This is a genomic window from Vibrio amylolyticus, assembly GCF_023145695.1.
GTDB classification, from domain to species: Bacteria; Pseudomonadota; Gammaproteobacteria; order Enterobacterales; family Vibrionaceae; genus Vibrio; species Vibrio amylolyticus.
In genome coordinates, this window is the sequence record NZ_JAJHVV010000003.1 from 202117 (window position 1) to 218991 (window position 16875).

The window sequence follows — 16875 nt, forward strand, 5'->3', positions numbered from 1 at the left end:
ACTTTATAAAACAATGTGAAATAAAGCTACGTAAATGAAGAGATTGTTAACTAAAGTAATATTGATATTGAAATTTAATTACATAAAAAATATTGATACTGAAACTAAATTACAATTAGAGGTGTTGGTTGGAATTGAAGCGCATGAAATAAGATAATAGAAAAATTGAACTATATCTACTTTTTATAAATTCATTAACAATTACAAACCTTACATAATGATTCCATTTGTTTACTTTATGCGTGTTTAGTAGTTTTATTAGCTAATGTTTGAATTTATACTCATATAAAGTAGTTATATATACCAATAATGCAGGTTAATAATTTGTTGCATCTGGTTCTAAGGGGTGCTAATTTGAAGCGCAATGTGGGTTGGAGCCCAGCAGTCATAGATAACAGGGAGTAAAAGCGCATGAAAGAAGTACCAGCGCTAGATATAAAAGAACTGCACAAAACTTTTGGTCAAAATGAAGTGCTTAAAGGTATTTCGTTAGAAGCACATAAAGGCGATGTAATTTCTATTATTGGCTCTTCTGGGTCAGGAAAAAGTACATTCCTTCGATGTATTAACCTGCTTGAAACGCCAACTGCCGGCGATATTTGGGTCAACGGAGAGTTGATCGAAATGAAGAATAACCGTCAAGGTGAAGCAGTACCCGTCAATGAAAAACAAGTTCAACGTATTCGTTCTCGCCTAGCCATGGTTTTCCAAGGGTTTAATCTTTGGTCACACATGACGGTTTTAGAAAATGTTATCGAAGCGCCTGTTCATGTATTAGGTGTTCCTAAAGCTCAAGCGATAGAAAATGCCGAAGTCCTGCTGAAGAAAGTTGGGCTTTACGAACGTAAAGACTACTACCCAGGGCACCTTTCTGGTGGTCAACAGCAACGAGCGGCCATTGCTCGTGCTCTCGCGGTCGATCCTGAAGTCATGCTATTTGATGAGCCTACATCAGCGCTCGATCCAGAACTTGTTGGTGAGGTTCTTGGTGTTATGCGTGATCTCGCTGAAGAAGGGCGCACAATGTTAGTCGTGACGCATGAAATGGCGTTTGCTCGTGATGTTTCCAACCATGTGATGTTTTTACATCAAGGCAAGGTTGAAGAGCAGGGTGACCCTAAATTCTTGTTTAAGAATCCTGAATCAGAGCGACTGCAACAATTTATATCTTCTATCTACTAGACTATATCGATCTGGCAGATTTGTAAGCACAACACCGCTGTTCAATTACTAACCGTTCAGTAGCGAGCAGCTTAATAACAAGATGTTTAATAATCGTTTAAATAACAATTAGAAGTTTACTAATAAATTTCAATCACAGGAGTATGGAAATGAAAAAGTGGTTACTAGTAGCAGCACTTGCTGCAACAGCTGCAACAGGTATGGCTCAAGCGAAAGAATGGAAAACAGTTCGCTTTGGTATCGAAGGTGCTTATCCTCCATTTAGTTGGACAGAAGCAGATGGTTCTCTAAAGGGCTTTGATGTCGATATGGCAAATGCACTTTGTGAAGAGATGAAAGTGAAGTGTCAAATCGTACCGCAAGATTGGGATGGCATTATTCCTTCTCTACTTGCACGTAAATACGATGCAATTATTGCAGCAATGTCTATTACAGAAGAACGTAAGAAGCGCATCGATTTCACTGGCAAATACGCATTAATTCCTAACAAATTTATCGCTAAGAAAGGTGCAGATCTGAACTTTGACGACCTAAGTGGTCAGAAAATTGCCGTTCAACGTGCAACTACTCATGATAAGTACCTAACTGACAACTATGGTAGCTCGGTCGAGATCGTACGTTACGGTTCATTTGACGAAGCTTACCTTGACCTAGCTAATGGCCGTGTTGTAGCAGTTCTGGGTGATGCATCGGCACTAGAAGAAGGCGTACTTAACAAGGCTGGCGGTGAAGCTTACGAGTTTGTTGGTCCTTCTCTAACAGACCCTAAGTGGTTCGGCGATGGCTTTGGTATTGCTGTTCGTAAGCAAGACAAAGACCTAACTAAGACTCTAGATGCGGCTATTCTATCTCTTCGTGAGAAGGGCGTGTATCAAGAAATCGCTGCTAAGTACTTCAAATATGATGTATACGGTGAGTAAGCTCTAGATAGGTAAGCTTGGCATTTAATTGCAGAGCTTTCTACAAGAGCAAAAAGATATCTGGTTATTGGTTCCTAGTAATCGATGTACCCAATAACCAGACTTTCGCACTATCACCTAGGGACTAGGAACTAACGAATGTTAGATTTACAAGGATATGAAGCCTCAATTTTAAAAGGGGCTGTTTTGACCATTGAAGTTGCGATCCTGTCATTGATCCTCGCAATGGTTTTGGGAATGTTAGGGGCGTTAGCTAAGTTAGCACCATATCGCTGGGCAAGGGCTATAGCAACGCTATATACCACCGTCATTCGTGGTATTCCCGATCTCGTCCTAATGATGCTTATCTTCTTTGGTGGGCAGATCTTACTGAATAACAGTCTCTATTCGGCTAATGAATGGCTTAATGAATGGTTTAGTTCATCCAATCCCGATCATGAGTGGACGGCTTATCTCCCTGATTATATTGATGTCAGCCCATTTGTTGCAGGCGTACTAACTATTGGTTTTATCTTTGGTGCCTACATGGCGGAAACCTTCCGCGGTGCAATTATGGCCGTTGATAAGGGCGAGTTAGAAGCCGCTAAAGCGTATGGTATGAGTAGCGTTCTTGCGTTTCGCCGTATTTTGCTTCCTCAAATGATTCGTCATGCATTGCCAGGCTTTGGTAATAACTGGTTAGTGCTGCTTAAAACGACAGCATTGGTTTCTATTATCGGTTTAGAAGATATGGTGCGTGTCAGCTCATTAGCCGCAGGGTCGACGAAAATGCCGTTTACTTTCTATATGACGGTCGCAATCATTTTCTTATTCTTTACCAGTGTATCGACAGGTCTACTTAAGCTTGTTGAACGCAAATTCAGCATTCATGCGAGGTAGCTGATGGATTTCTCTTTGTTAATCGATAGTTTTCCTATCTACCTTGACGGTTTATGGACCACAACATGGTTGGTTGTGTGTGCGCTTATAATCGGACTTACCGTCGCCATTCCACTAGCGATCGCTAGAAATAGCCCGAATTATCTATGGAATGCACCTGCATGGGCATTCATTTACTTTTTCCGTGGAACACCGCTACTGATACAGCTTTACTTAATTTATTATGGAATGGATCAGTTTTTCCCTGTTAAAGATACTCTATGGGAAAATGCTTGGTTCTGTGCGTTGGTGGCATTTGTACTTAATACGTCAGCCTATACCGCAGAGATAATCCGTGGTGCAATTAATGGCTTACCTAAAGGGGAAGTCGAAGCCGCAAAAGCGTATGGAATGAGCCCTGCGAAAACTTACCGTCGTATTATATTACCAAGTGCGCTACGTAGAGCGCTCCCGGCTTACAGTAATGAAGTGATATTTATGCTTCATGGTAGTGCCGTTGCGGGTATCGTCACCATTATGGACTTAACTGGTGCGGCACGTTTGGTCAATGCTCGTTACTACGCTCCGTTTGAATCGTTCTTAGCGGCTGGGCTGTTTTATATGGGGTTAACCTTTATCATTTTGTGGTGCTTTAAGCATGCAGAGAAACGTTTCTTAGCGTACTTAAGACCATTAAGTTAACTGAGTTTCATCTCGACACGGGTGACCAAATAAATATACAAAAGGCTTCTAATTTAGAAGCCTTTTTTGATGGGATCAATCGACGCTAATTAAGAGAGCTTAGCTAAGGGGCACTAGCTAAGAAAAGGTTGACCAAATAGGAGCGTGGTCTGACGGCTTCTCAATCCCACGCAGTTCGTAATCAACATCTGACTCAATGCATTCAGCGGCAAGGGAAGGCGTAGCAAGAATGACATCGATGCGAAGGCCTCTATTGTCAGGAAATCCTTTTGAGCGATAATCAAACCACGAAAAACGGTCATTCATTTCTGGGTGAAGATTTCTAAAGGTATCTTCTAATCCCCAATTTTGCAGTGTGGCTAGCCATTCACGTTCAATGGGTTGGAATGAACATTTTCCGGTTTTTAACCAGCGCTTCATGTTCGGCTCACCAATGCCGATATCTAAATCGGTTGGGCTGATATTAATATCACCCATGACCACCAATTTTTCACCGTTAGTATGATTCTCATCTAGGTAAGTCATCAAGTCTTTATAGAACTGTTCTTTATATGGGAACTTGGTCTCGTGAGCTATGTTGTCGCCTTGTGGGAAATAGCCATTTAGAACCGTGACAGCTTCACCTTTGTCATTCTCAACGGTCACCATGATCATTCGCTTTTGATGATCATCATTATCGGAAGGAAAACCGTATTGTACTGACGAAGGCTTTTTCTTACATAACATAGCCACACCGTAATGCGCTTTTTGACCATGAAAGTAAACGTGATAACCCATTGCTTCAACGTCTTCTATAGGAAAAGCATCGTTATGAACTTTTATCTCCTGAAGGCCGATAACGTCAGGTTGGTGCTTTTCAATTAAAGCTTGAAGTTGATGTAAACGAGCACGTAGCCCATTGATATTGAAACTTACGATTTTCATAAATCTTCCGTGTTCCTTCGAGATTAGAGGAGAAGGTTAAAAGGCTGAAGTTAAATTCTAACACCTAATAATCTGAGGGCAATGGTGTGATTCATAAAACATTTTACTGTAATTGACCACATTATTAACAATTAAGTAAACTTATGATTGACCCAGTGAAGCAGTATGCTTTAATTCTACCTATCAAGATTTTAACCGCCCATAATTAAACTGTTTGCTTATAAGGATGTAATATGCGAACTCTTTCCGTGCAGTGGAAAATTACACTTCTAGCAGGATGCTGCTTACTTATCACTTCTCTTTCTCTTGTTGGATTTTCAGTTTATAACGCCATTGAAAACCAAAAGACCATCACGACTCAAAGTTCAGCCTCTGTTATTGATAAGTCGCAACAACTATTAGAAACCCGAGCGCGATTGAACGCGACGGAAGTTGCTCAGTTTTTGAATGAAGCGATTTATCGAGCAGAGATGCTGGCGTCTAACGCGCTATTTTTCAAAACTAATACAGAAGAGAATTTTGGTTCAAGTGAAGAGCTTCGTACGGCCTTAGATGAAATGGTTCGAAAATCGGTGGCGGAATTTGATTCGATTGAAGGCGCCTATCTTGTCTTTCAACCCAACTTACTTGATGGTGAGGACAGCAATTACATCGACGCTGATTATGTGGGTTCTAACGATATAGGGCAATTTGCTTCCTATTGGAAAACCGCTGAAAACGGTGAAAATATCATTGCAAACGTGCTTTCCAAAAAAGCATTATCAGAAGCGAGTGACAGTGAACGATTTTATTGCCCAATCGGTAGCGGTGGGATCTGTGTTTCAACACCAAGGCTAGTCATTCAAGATGAAAGCCAGTTTCTTGCAGCTTCTATCTCAGTTCCTATTCTTATCGATGAAGTTCCAATTGGCTTTTATGGCATTGATCTCAAGCTTGATCAGCTGAGTAATATCGTGATGGAATCTGATCAAAGCTTGTTTGATGGAAGTGGACGCCTGTATATTTTAAGTCTTAGCGGTTCGTTGATCGCAAGCGATGACCCTAGTCTACCTATCGGTAGCGCCTTCCAAAGCAGTACCATTAGCAACGATAAAGTGACTGACCTCTTATTTGGGGAAGAGCTAAACACCAGTTGGAGTAGCGACGAGCAGTGGCTAACGGTATTTGCACCAATGAACGTAGCGAACCAAACGTGGGGAGTGATATTTGAAATGCCTCGCTCGGTTGTGATTGCCGATGCCGTTGAGCTCGATAAAGTACTCTCAGACAATTTATCCTCTAGCGTTATGAGTGAACTTATAACGGGCGGTGTATTTGTTCTGATTGGTTTGGGACTGATTGCATTATTAGCACAACGAATTGTAAAGCCAATTCGAGAGGTGGTTTCTCGTCTAGATGATATTGCTTCTGGTGAAGGTGATCTAACTCAGCGCTTAGAGGTGAAATCGAAAGACGAGGTCGGGCAGTTAGCAGAAGGGTTTAATCTGTTTTTAGAGAAGCTACAACTGACAATCAGAGAAGTGGTGAGCACTACCAATGAAGTCGCTGATACCACCATTCAGGCAAAAACGGCCGCCATGGCGACGCGCAGTAGCAGTGAATCTCAATTTAAAGAAGTCGATTTAGTCGCTACCGCGTCAGAAGAGATGACTCAAACCGCAAGTCTTGTAGTGCAAAATGCGGAAACGGCAGTGCAAGCGGCCACCAATGCTAACGAAGCTGCTGAATCTGGCCAGAAGGTGATAGAAAGCTCACAGCATGAAATGGGTACATTAGTGACTAAAATGACTCAAGCGGTGCCGATCGTCGAAGAGCTAGCGAAGAATAACTCGAATATTACAGAAATCTTAACGGTTATCGAGGGAATTTCTGAGCAGACCAACTTACTCGCGCTGAATGCCGCAATTGAAGCCGCTCGTGCAGGCGAGCAAGGTAGAGGTTTTGCGGTTGTCGCAGACGAGGTACGTAATCTTGCTAGTCGAACTCAGGACTCGGTTGGGGAGATTCGTGAAGTTATTGGAAAAGTACAGAGCGGCACTCAAGATGTCGTTAATGCTATCCAAGAAGGTAATCAATTAGCGCATGATTCATCGGCTCAAGTTAACACCGCCGTGGCTGAGCTGAGTCAAATTTTTGAAGCGATAGCGGCTATCAATGACATGAACAGCCAAATCGTACGAGCAGCAGAGGAGCAGCAAACCGTTTCAGCAGAGGTTAACTTGAGTGTATCGAACATTCGTGACTTGAGTGGGCAGATAGTAAGCCAAGCAGAAGAGTCAGAGTCTGTCGGCCATCAGATCAGTAACCTTTCTGAACGCCAACAAGCCTTGGTGAGCCAATTTAAGGTGTAAGGTACTTTGACGATGAACAAAAACGCCAGCAATCTATGCTGGCGTTTCTATTTTAGCTGTTTCTATGTTGACTGACTGACTGACTGACTGGCAGAGGCTTATTCGCTCTCATCACAGAACCAGTAGCCTTTATTCACTAGTTCAGTTAAAAGGGCTATTTCCGCGCTTTCAAATGGTCTGTTCAAGACACTTTGATGGATAGAGTTATTGTTACATAGCCACTGTAATAACGGCTGTTGCTCTTTATCGACCTTATACATGTTGCCATCAATATAGGCAACACAAGGGTCAGACTCGTTATACAACGCACGTAAACCCGACACTTTCAGGAATACCGCGTCCGTTTCAAAATATTGTGCAACTTCTTCCGCGCTCCAAGCCTCTTCAGGTGGATAGAAAGCGAGTTGGTGGCGAGACTGGCTTAACATGGTTCCCATAAAGTCTTTAATGCTTTCTTGGTCTTGGAAGGCTTTGGTCATCATCTCTGTTAACTGTGTTAAGTCAGATGATTTAACCTCTCCATGATGGGCTTGAGTCTCCATCAACGGATTGTGTTGATGTACATCGCCCATATCGTGAGAAAGAATGTAATCGGCAAAGTTACTGATAAGCTCTTGCTCTTTCGGTGAACGGTAACCCATTGAATAACTCATCGAAGGCTCAAGCGTGACGCCCTCATGAGGGAAACCAGGTGGGATATACAAAATGTCGCCGGGCTCTAGAACCTGATCAATGATGGAATCAAACCCTTCAATTTGTCTCAGTGCTTCGGTTCGATGAGTCTCTTTGTACTGACCCACATCTTTATCACCCACTCGCCATTGACGTTTGCCACTGCCTTGAATAATGAACACATCGTATTGATCGATATGTGGGCCAACTCCGCCACCTTTCTCTGAATAACAGATCATAAGATCGTCAAATAACCATTGTGGTAGCGCTTCAAAGGCCTTGGTTAGCTGCGCGACACCGTCATGCCAATGATTCGCGGCCTGAACGATCAGCTGCCAGTTAGATGTCGGGAGTTCCGAGAACTTACTCTCTTCAAATGGACCATGTTCAGCGGTCCAATTATCATTAAGGTTTGATACGAAGCGGGAGTCTATTTCCTCTTCCATTGTGAGCCCTGCCACCTCTTCTGGAGTGATAGGGTCAACAAAGTCAGTGAAACCGCCTTTAATGATGGTTGGTTTTTTATGCCAGAATTCCGCTAAAAATGATTCCAAAGAGAATGAAAGTTGATACATGTATTTACCAATAGAAAGAGGTGAAGTTAATAGAACGTTTTATTGAGCGTGTACCTTAAGATAAACTAAGGTGTCGCTGCGAGTTTAGATTCTAGATCGGACTTAACGATTTCAATCGCTTTTAATGCCGTTTCTAATTCTACCTCGTTAGATTCGAGAAGGTAGATTAAATCAACCGCGAGTTTTATTTCATCGGGCGCATTATCAAGTGGTGATGCGTTTTCGTTAGACATATCTTTTTTGACCTAGTTACTGATTCTTTTCTTTATAAGTGATCTGTTTTTCAAGTTTTAGCTTTGCCTCTTGGCATCGCTGTAATCGCTGTTCCGTAGCCAACAGCGCTTTTTGAGCTTGCTGCTGATGAAAAGAGGGGGCTTGTGCCAATTCGAGCTCTTTTTCTCTCACCATATCGCGAAGGCGTATTTCCCACTCTTGGTGTTTTGCCAGTTCTTGATAAAGTGCATTGATAGGTTTGCGGTAATAACTCGAGTGTTTCGGCTCTTGTTTCCGTATTCCTTGTGTCGATAACTCACGTTGAATCGCGCTTATTTGCGCTAATAATCGTTCTGTTAAAAACTCGGCTCGATCTTTGGTTAATTTGTTGGCTTGCTCTTCTCGAGTGATGGTTTTAAACGTTGATTGCGTTTCGTTAACACAAGGCGTCAATAACTTTCCGTGGCAGTGGAACAGTCTTTCATCAAAAAGAGGTTGATGATGTTCGCCACGACGCCTATCGAGCTGAGCGGCTTGATGTGCAAGCTGTTCTAATATCGGTTTGAGATTTGAAAAATTGCTCATTACTGTACTCGTGTTAAATCGGTTGGCTAGCAAAAAATAGGTAATCGGGGCTTATACAGAGACAAACCAAGCTTGATAAGCCAGTTTGACTGCTAATACGCTGACAACGGTAACAAAAACTGGGCGAATAAACTTCGCTCCAAATCGAATGGCTGAATGCGCACCCACATAAGCGCCAGCCATTAAACAGACACCCATAGTTAAACCAAGTACCCAATCAATATGCCCTAAAATTGCGAATGTCACGAGCGAGGTAAAATTACTGGTGAAGTTCATTGCCTTGGCTAGGCCAGATGCCAATAAGATATTGAGTCGATAAAGCGCCATAGAGCTGACTGTCCAAAATGCGCCTGTTCCAGGTCCTGCAACTCCGTCGTAAAACCCAAGCGTTAATCCTTGAATAATCTGCTTTCTACGAATAGAAGCGCAAGGCTTAGGTAATGCGTTTTGATTGGATTGAGGCGTTTTATGGAAAATCGTATAGATAGCCGCCGCGAGAATAACTAAAGGCAGCCCTTTCTCTAGCCATTCAGTACTGATCATATCGACGATTAACGTACCAAATATGGCGCCAATAAGGGTAGCAATGAAAGCTTGCCCCCAAAATCGAGGTTTAAACAGTTTCTTTTTGTAATAGGTAAACGCTGCAGTCGATGATGCGAATGTGGCTGCAAGCTTATTGGTACCAAGCGCAATATGAGGAGGTAAACCTAATGATAAAAGAGCAGGAACGGTCAGCATTCCACCGCCACCGGCAACAGCATCGATAAATCCAGCAGTAAAAGCGACAAGCGCCAGCACAACCAACATGGTTGGCTCTAGTAATTCCATAAATCAATCTTCTTTATATAGGGTGAACATTCATTACGTAGCTTTTGATTTAATACGTAACTTAAATGAATCACTCTATTTTATTGTTCTTTTAAAAGGGGGCAGCGAATCGAGTAGTGATTTACCGTAACGCTTAGTCACGATACGACGATCAAGGATATACACTTTACCAGAGTCTCTCTCTTTTCGCAGTAATCGACCAACAGATTGAATCAACTTTTTACTCGCTTCTGGAACACTTATTTGCATAAACGCATTGCCACCGCGTTGCTCGATATATTCAGCATGAGCTTGTTCAACAGGCGAAGTAGGGACTCCAAATGGAATCTTAGTGATAATTAGGTTTTCTAAAAGTTCACCGGGGAGATCGAGCCCTTCAGAAAAGCTACCCGTACCAAAAAGCACACTTGTTTTGCCACATTGGATGAGCATTTTATGTTTATTGAGAATTTCAGTTCTTGAACTGTCACCTTGAACTTGGAGTGCCCATCCTTTTTTAGTGAAGCTTGTCGCTAGCCCTTCGGCAACCTGATTCATCTGCCAGTAAGAGGAGAATAGAACAAGATTGGCTTGCTTGTCTTCAATTAGCTTAGGCAATATTTCAATAAGATATTCAGTATATTGAGGTGCTTGCGGCTCATACTTCATCGCAGGGACAATCAATTCTGCCTGTTTCGGATAATCAAAAGGGGAAGCAAGGGCTAAAAACTGTGTCCCTGAATCTGGTTTATCACTCACGCCTGTTTGATGACAGAAGAAACTAAACGAATTAAGGGCGCGCATGGTGGCGGACACTAATATTGCCCCAATACATCGGCTCCACAACTGCTGATCTAACTGCCAGCCAACTTCCAGTGGCGAGACGTTAACGGTGAAATCGCCGTCATTATCTTTCGATGTTTCTATCCAGCGCGCAAGGGGTGCGCCTTTTTCTCGTTTTGGCTCCGCCATTAACGTCCAAACTTGAGCTAGGTTTTCAAGGCGCTGTAAATAAAACCCCAATTCGGCCAAAGCAGGCTCCGCCAACTTACTGGAGATTTCTCCATCTTTGAGTCGCTCGGCAATCAGATCAGCGATCTTTGCACACGCTTGTGCGCCTTTCGTAGAAAGCTGCTTTAACTCAGCCGACTCCTTTTCTAGCCAAGTAGGCAACTCACCGTTCTCAAAGCGATAGCGACCTTCTTCAAATTCAGATGGTTCGAAACGCTGGCTGAGCTGCGATAAAGAGGGTATAAGCTGTTGAATTGAATCTTGGAGCTGATTTTGAAAACGCCCGACGCGTTTCTCGTCTGCAAGGTTTGCAAACTTGCTCACTAGCTTATTCAAACGTTCTAACCAACTAGCGGCACCTTTTAGGCTTGCTGATGCCGATGAGTGGTCACGTGCGACTCTAGGCAAATGATGCGCTTCATCAAAAACGTAGATCGTATTCTCTGGCTCGGGAAGAATAACACCGCCGCCAAGGTCTGCGTCTGCCATAACCAAACTATGGTTAGCAATAATGACATCCGCTTTGTCGAGTTCGGAACGCGCTTTTTGGAACGGACAATTACGATGCATAGGTAGACTGTTGTTACAACTGTGCTTGTCGCTAGCAATCGATAACCATAACTCGTCACGAATAGGCTTTGGCCATGAATCTCTATCACCATCCCACTTACCGGCAACCAAGGATTTATACATGGTTTGTAATAAGTCGACTTCGTTTTTCTGCGGCTTTGATTCAAACATGGCGAGTTGACCGCCGTCGACACCGCTTGCCGTAGCCAGTTTTTCAGCGCAGCAATAACGTTGGCGCCCTTTTGCCAATATAAAGGAGAACTCTCTATCGGTAATGCGACGAAACAGAGGCAAGTCTTTATTAATGAGCTGTTCTTGAAGTGCGACTGTCGCGGTTGAAATAACCACCTTGCGATTGTTGTACACAGCGATCGGAATGGTTGCCATTAAATAAGCAAGCGATTTCCCAATTCCAGTCCCAGCTTCGCCGACTAAAATGCGATTTTTTTTGTGATAGTCACCACAAAGCGTCTTGGTGATTTCTGCAACAAGATAGTTTTGCGCTCGACGAGGTACAAAGTTATCCAACTGAAACTGCAGGTTTTGATAACTTTTACGAATAGATTGTTGGATTTTACTGGCTGACATACTGTGACCTAAATTGTGACTCAGGGATGTTAGCACAAATCTCTAGTGTGTACTTAGTTCACGAAATTGAATGCTATTGAACAAAATATGGATCTTGTTCACAAAAAAAAGTTGAACCTTCATAAAGTTAGATTAATTTTATAAGTAAAAATATATAAACCTCTATCTGGGTGGTTAGTGTGAAGTTATCATCTAATTAATGGTTAAAGATATGACATTTTTGGTTGTTTGTTCTGGATGGGTGCTTTGTTAATTTTTTGATGTTGTTGGGTGTAAACCTAAGAAGTGGCTCGAAAAAACACCACAAAAACATGTAACTATCTGATACTTAAGGTTTAGATGTTTTTTTAGCTTTGTTTTTAGAAGATTTGACACGCAGGATTATCTTTTGCACTCTAGACCTCGAAATTTAGTGACGGTGACATTGGGCCATAAGAGCTTGAGCCACCATCAAAATAAAGGGAACCGGACAAGGATTTCCCATCTAATGAAAAGGCAGTGGATTATCATGAAAAAGACTCTATTAGCTCTTGCTATCGCAGCATCAGCAACTTCAGTACAAGCGATCGAAATTTACAACAACGAAGGTGTGACTGTTGGTCTACACGGCGATATCGAAGTTGTATACAAAAAAGACACAGCAAAAGACTCTGAATTCAGACAAGAAATCCAAGATGCAGATTTTGGCTTTGACGTACGTTACGCAGTAAACGACGAAGTGTCTTTCGGTGGTTACTGGGAGTTTGACGGTGCAAGCTTTAATAAAGACGAAGGTAAAAACCACGAAGAAGCGCGTGTTGGTGATACTTACGTAGCGTTCTACACGCAATCTTACGGTTCTGTTAAGATCGGTCGTACTTGTGGTGCTCTAGATGACGCTGGTGTTGGTTCTGATTACCAGTTCGGTGTGAGCTCATTTTTCAAAAATGGCAGCTCTTTCTGTGCTGACGAGATGGTTCGTTACGACCTAGATAAAGGTATGTTCTACGGTACAGTATCTCTAGCTCAAGACAAACATGATGTCGACAAGATGGGTAAAGATGGCGGCTACTTTGACCTAAAAGCAGGTGTACGTGTTGCTGATTTTGATTTCACAGTATTTTACGGTGATGCAGAGCTAACAACTACTGGTGTTGACGCAAAAACGGATGAGTCAATCCTTGGTCTTGAAGGTCGTTTTGGCGGTGTTGAAAACTTGAACCTTGAGCTTGGTTACTATCAAGTTGATGTTAAAGCAACTGGTTCTGACAAACTAAAAGCTGATACAATCGCATTTGCTGCAGATTACACAATCGACGTAGTTACTCTAGCGGCTGGTTACAGCATCTCTGGTGTTAACACTGCTGGTGTTGATGACGTTAACAACTGGTTTGTAAATGCTGGTTACGGTTTTGCTCCAAATACAACAGCATATGTTGAAGTTGGTGGTAATGACGAAACTGATAGCGAAACTGGCGTAGCAGTTGGTGTTAAAGCTAGCTTCTAATAGCTAACCATTTAGCTTTAATTGAAAAGCCACCGAAAGGTGGCTTTTTTAGTTTCATAGTTTCATAGATTCATAGATATAACTTTAGTTTTTGCATCTACGTGATACAGTTATATCGTCAGTAAATTTGAGTATTACTTCAGGGAGTTAACTTATTGTGAATAAGTTTAGATTGGCTATGTCGATAGCTTGTATGACCGCATTTTCTGTAAACGCCGCAACATTAATTCCGTCAAAGGGCGTTTCTATTCTCTATATTAATGGTCAAGAAGCTGAGGCGAAAATTGGTAAAAATGAACTATTAGACGGTGAGACTCAACTTGTCATCAGAATGGACAAGCAGCTAGGCAAAGGTAGTAGCAAAAAAGTATTCACTTCTGACCCTTATGTCGTGACTCTCAATGTCACTGGCGAGGAAATTAAACTAAACCATCCTGTGGCGAGAAGTGCGGGAGAAGCTGAAAACGCGTTTAGGTCTGGTGATCCGCAATGGCGAATTTCTCAAGATGGCAGCGACATCAGCTACACACAAGAACCATTACCTAAGAAAAAAGGCATGCTGCCATTCATGGGCTTAGATACCGTCGTGAGTGATTACAATGCAGACAAAGGTATTCACTTTGTTGATGGTAAAAAGAGTTCAGCGACTGTAGCACCTGTTGTTGCAGCGGCTACGACTGTTGCAGTAGCAAGCACGTCGACAACAAGCACCGTTAAATCCGATAAGCAAATGGCGAAAGAGACAAAACCAGTCTCACAGCCACAGCTCGCGATTGAAGACACACAAAATCTAGATCAGCTTAAAGCGTGGTACTTAAAAGCATCGAAATCAGAGCGCAAAGAGTTCCGCCGCTGGATGATCGATCAAGAGTAAGCCACTAAAGATTCTCAAAAAAGGAGCCTTATGGGCTCCTTTTTTGTTTTCCCCCCCTCCTCTTATCTCCCACGCGCAAAGACAAGCCCACTTCTTTTCTTAACTGTTTAGTTAACTTAACTACTTTATTAACGTTCTATTTACGCTTCATAAGCGATTTACGTGGTAATCGAGGTGAATATGAGTGCTTACCTGCTAAATGAATAACTTAAATCTAAAAGCCCTGTTTTTACCTTAATTAACAGATAGTAGATCTTGCGCACAAAAATAGGTTAGAGGTTTAAATGCATTTTGTGATATTCCATTATGCAGTGTTATTCACTATTTATATCCTTTAATTTTTCGAGTGATGGCCATATATTCTTTTTGTGATGGATATATTGGTTTTATGTGTTGTTGGTTTTCGTTTGTTTTATATATAAAAAGGTAAATATCACTTTTTTACACTGCAGTTTCATTTGGGTGCTTGTGCTTAAGTAATTGATTTTAAAGTAATTACTTGTTGTCTGTTTGATTTTTGTTGTGTCTGGTTTGGTTTTTGGTGGTTGTTTGACTCTCTTGAGCAACTTTTGCAAGCTTGCCTCGAAATTTGCGAGCAGGATTCTAACGACATTTAGTTCTTAGACCTCAAGCAACAAGTAAAGGGTGCCAAATTAAGGTGTCCCCATTTAATAAATAGGCAGTGACTTATAATGAAAAAAACTCTATTAGCTCTTGCTGTTGCAGCTACAGCAACGTCAGCGCACGCTATCGAAATCTTCAACCAAGACAACGTTACAGTTAACATGGCTGGTGACGTAGAAATCTTCTACATCCATGACCGCGCTGAAAAATTCGATGGTGTTGACAATGAAAACGACTTTAAACAAGCGTTTGGCGATGCGAACCTAGCGTTTGATACTCGTTACCAGTTTAATGACCAGTTTCAGATTGGTGCGTTTTACGAGATCTCTGCACTAGAAGAAAAGAATGGTTACGACCTACCAGGTAACGTAAGTGCTGGTGATGTTTTCGTTGGCCTTTACACTGCGGATTTCGGTTCAATCAAAGTAGGTAGCCTAGCGACTCAACTTGATGATGCAGGTATTGGCGCAGACTACCAGTTCGGTATTAGCTCATATTTTGATGCAGCTGTAGACGGCGGTAATGAAGCAATTCGTTACGACTACGACAACGGTAGCTTCTACGGTGGTTTTGGTCTAATGCAAGACAAGCACAACGACAATAAAATGGGTCGTGATGGCGGTGCATACGATGTGAAACTGGGTTACCGTGTAGCTGGTTTTGATTTTACTGCTATCTATGCAGACGCAGAATTGAAGGCTAATACTCCTAAAGCTGACGTTAACGTAATCGCTCTAGAAGCACGTTACGGCGCTATCGAGAACTTAAACATCGAACTTGGTTACTACATGTCAGAGATGAAAGTAGAAGGTGTTAAAGACGAAGAAGATACAATTGCAATCGCTGCTGATTACACAATGGGCAACACTACGTTTGCTGCTGGTTACAGCAACACAAGCTTCGATGGCGACGCTAGTGACATCAACTCTTGGTTCCTAAACGCAGGTTACGCTCTTCTTCCAAATACATCAGTTTACGCTGAAGTTGGTGGTCTAGATGAGAAAGGCGCTAAATACGATACTGGTTTCGCAGTAGGTATTGCAGCAAGCTTCTAATCTAAGCCGTCCACTTAGTATTATATGCGTTTGTAAGCCACCGAAAGGTGGCTTTTTTATTCGTTGATTTACATATTCATATCAAACTAATTCAGCTTAACTTTTACACTATATGAATTTTTAAGTTTATGGAGTTACGGGAAAATGATTAAGTTTAACTGGGCGCTGTTCTTCGCCTGTATCGTCTCTTTTTCAGCAAGTTCAGCGACATTAACGCCAGCCCAAGGCGTATCTATTCTTTACATTAATGGTCACGAAGCTAAGTCAAAGATAGGTAAGAACGAAATACCCAAGGGGGAAACCCAACTTATCGTTCGAATGGATAAACAGCTGGGTAGGGGAGGAAGTAGAAAGGTATTCACTTCGGACCCCTATGTACTTACTGTCTTGGTTTCTGGTGATGAAATAAAAATTGGTCACCCGGTCGCAAGAAGCGTCTCAGAAGCTAATCGTGCTTTTAGGGAATTAAATCCAGATTGGAAATTGACACAAGACGGTGAGAAGATCGACTATACCCAAGAACCGCTGCCTAAAAAGCAGGGTGCGATGCCATTTCTTGGTTTAGGAGCCATTGTGAGTGATTACAATGAAAGTAGAGGTATTGATTTTTCGAATGACGTTCTTATTTCGACTCAGGCCGGCGGTGAGGAAAGTCAGGTTACCAAGTCATATCAGTCACCAAAGCAGCTGCCAATAAAAAGTAATGGGAGTGGGCTCAGCTTAGAGCAAGTGAAAGTATGGTACAAAGCGGCCTCAAAAACCGAAAGAAGAGCATTTCACCATTGGATGCTCGATGAAGAGAGGTAAAGTCATCCATTTTTGATTTTATCTAAGTGTGTTATAAGCGTGGTAGGGAGGAGTCTATACTCCTCCAA

At 42.2% G+C, this 16875-nt stretch carries 15 protein-coding genes; 9 read left to right on the forward strand and 6 right to left on the reverse strand.

From position 1 onward, the window contains the following. Positions 1-411: 411 nt before the first annotated feature. The 4 genes from KP803_RS06000 to KP803_RS06015 all read left to right on the forward strand — a co-directional run bounded on the left by KP803_RS06000 (position 412) and on the right by KP803_RS06015 (position 3662). The gene (locus KP803_RS06000) at positions 412-1182 is read left to right on the forward strand and encodes an ABC transporter ATP-binding protein (RefSeq protein ID WP_248007938.1); all 771 of its coding nucleotides are present in this window, start codon (positions 412-414) and stop codon (positions 1180-1182) included. Positions 1183-1331: 149 nt separating this feature from the next. Then, a complete protein-coding gene (locus tag KP803_RS06005) occupies positions 1332-2102 on the forward strand; it encodes an ABC transporter substrate-binding protein (protein WP_248007939.1) in 771 nt (256 codons plus the stop codon). Between the two features lie 138 nt (positions 2103-2240). Then, positions 2241-2981 (forward strand): ABC transporter permease, encoded by a 741-nt coding sequence (locus KP803_RS06010; RefSeq protein ID WP_248007940.1) that lies wholly within the window; start codon positions 2241-2243, stop codon positions 2979-2981. Between the two features lie 3 nt (positions 2982-2984). Beyond that, entirely contained in the window at positions 2985-3662 is a 678-nt protein-coding gene (locus KP803_RS06015) for an ABC transporter permease (RefSeq protein WP_248007941.1), read from the forward strand. 117 nt (positions 3663-3779) lie between these two features. Here the strand turns inward: KP803_RS06015 and xthA are convergent, their stop codons facing one another. Then, entirely contained in the window at positions 3780-4586 is an 807-nt protein-coding gene (gene xthA / locus KP803_RS06020) for an exodeoxyribonuclease III (RefSeq protein WP_248007942.1), read from the reverse strand. Positions 4587-4819: 233 nt separating this feature from the next. Between xthA and KP803_RS06025 the strand changes: the two genes are divergently transcribed. Beyond that, positions 4820-6937, forward strand: a complete 2118-nt coding sequence (locus tag KP803_RS06025) for a methyl-accepting chemotaxis protein (RefSeq protein WP_248007943.1) — start codon at positions 4820-4822, stop codon at positions 6935-6937. A 98-nt stretch (positions 6938-7035) separates the two neighbouring features. On the opposite strand, the gene KP803_RS06030 is transcribed toward KP803_RS06025, so the two are convergent. The 5 genes from KP803_RS06030 to dinG form a co-directional block, all read right to left on the reverse strand. Beyond that, the gene (locus KP803_RS06030; RefSeq protein WP_248007944.1) at positions 7036-8184 is read right to left on the reverse strand and encodes a ribosomal protein uL16 3-hydroxylase; all 1149 of its coding nucleotides are present in this window, start codon (positions 8182-8184) and stop codon (positions 7036-7038) included. Between the two features lie 65 nt (positions 8185-8249). Continuing rightward, positions 8250-8417 (reverse strand): pleiotropic regulatory protein RsmS, encoded by a 168-nt coding sequence (rsmS, locus tag KP803_RS06035; RefSeq protein ID WP_248007945.1) that lies wholly within the window; start codon positions 8415-8417, stop codon positions 8250-8252. A gap of 16 nt (positions 8418-8433) precedes the next feature. Beyond that, entirely contained in the window at positions 8434-8982 is a 549-nt protein-coding gene (locus tag KP803_RS06040) for a primosomal replication protein (RefSeq protein ID WP_248007946.1), read from the reverse strand. Between the two features lie 51 nt (positions 8983-9033). Next, positions 9034-9813: a sulfite exporter TauE/SafE family protein gene (locus tag KP803_RS06045; protein ID WP_248007947.1), complete on the reverse strand. Its 780-nt coding sequence runs from the start codon at positions 9811-9813 to the stop codon at positions 9034-9036. A 75-nt stretch (positions 9814-9888) separates the two neighbouring features. Next, positions 9889-11961, reverse strand: coding sequence for an ATP-dependent DNA helicase DinG (gene dinG / locus KP803_RS06050; RefSeq protein ID WP_248007948.1), 2073 nt, complete (start codon positions 11959-11961; stop codon positions 9889-9891). A gap of 508 nt (positions 11962-12469) precedes the next feature. Here dinG and KP803_RS06055 point away from each other — a divergent pair. From KP803_RS06055 to KP803_RS06070, 4 genes are all read left to right on the forward strand, one after another. Next, a complete protein-coding gene (locus KP803_RS06055; RefSeq protein WP_248007949.1) occupies positions 12470-13447 on the forward strand; it encodes a porin in 978 nt (325 codons plus the stop codon). A gap of 157 nt (positions 13448-13604) precedes the next feature. Next, positions 13605-14321: a YccT family protein gene (locus tag KP803_RS06060; RefSeq protein WP_248007950.1), complete on the forward strand. Its 717-nt coding sequence runs from the start codon at positions 13605-13607 to the stop codon at positions 14319-14321. 692 nt (positions 14322-15013) lie between these two features. Next, positions 15014-16000, forward strand: coding sequence for a porin (locus tag KP803_RS06065; protein WP_248007951.1), 987 nt, complete (start codon positions 15014-15016; stop codon positions 15998-16000). A 144-nt stretch (positions 16001-16144) separates the two neighbouring features. Continuing rightward, positions 16145-16807 carry a DUF2057 family protein gene (locus KP803_RS06070; protein WP_248007952.1) on the forward strand — a complete coding sequence of 221 codons (663 nt, stop codon included), beginning with the start codon at positions 16145-16147 and terminating at the stop codon, positions 16805-16807. Positions 16808-16875: the final 68 nt, after the last annotated feature.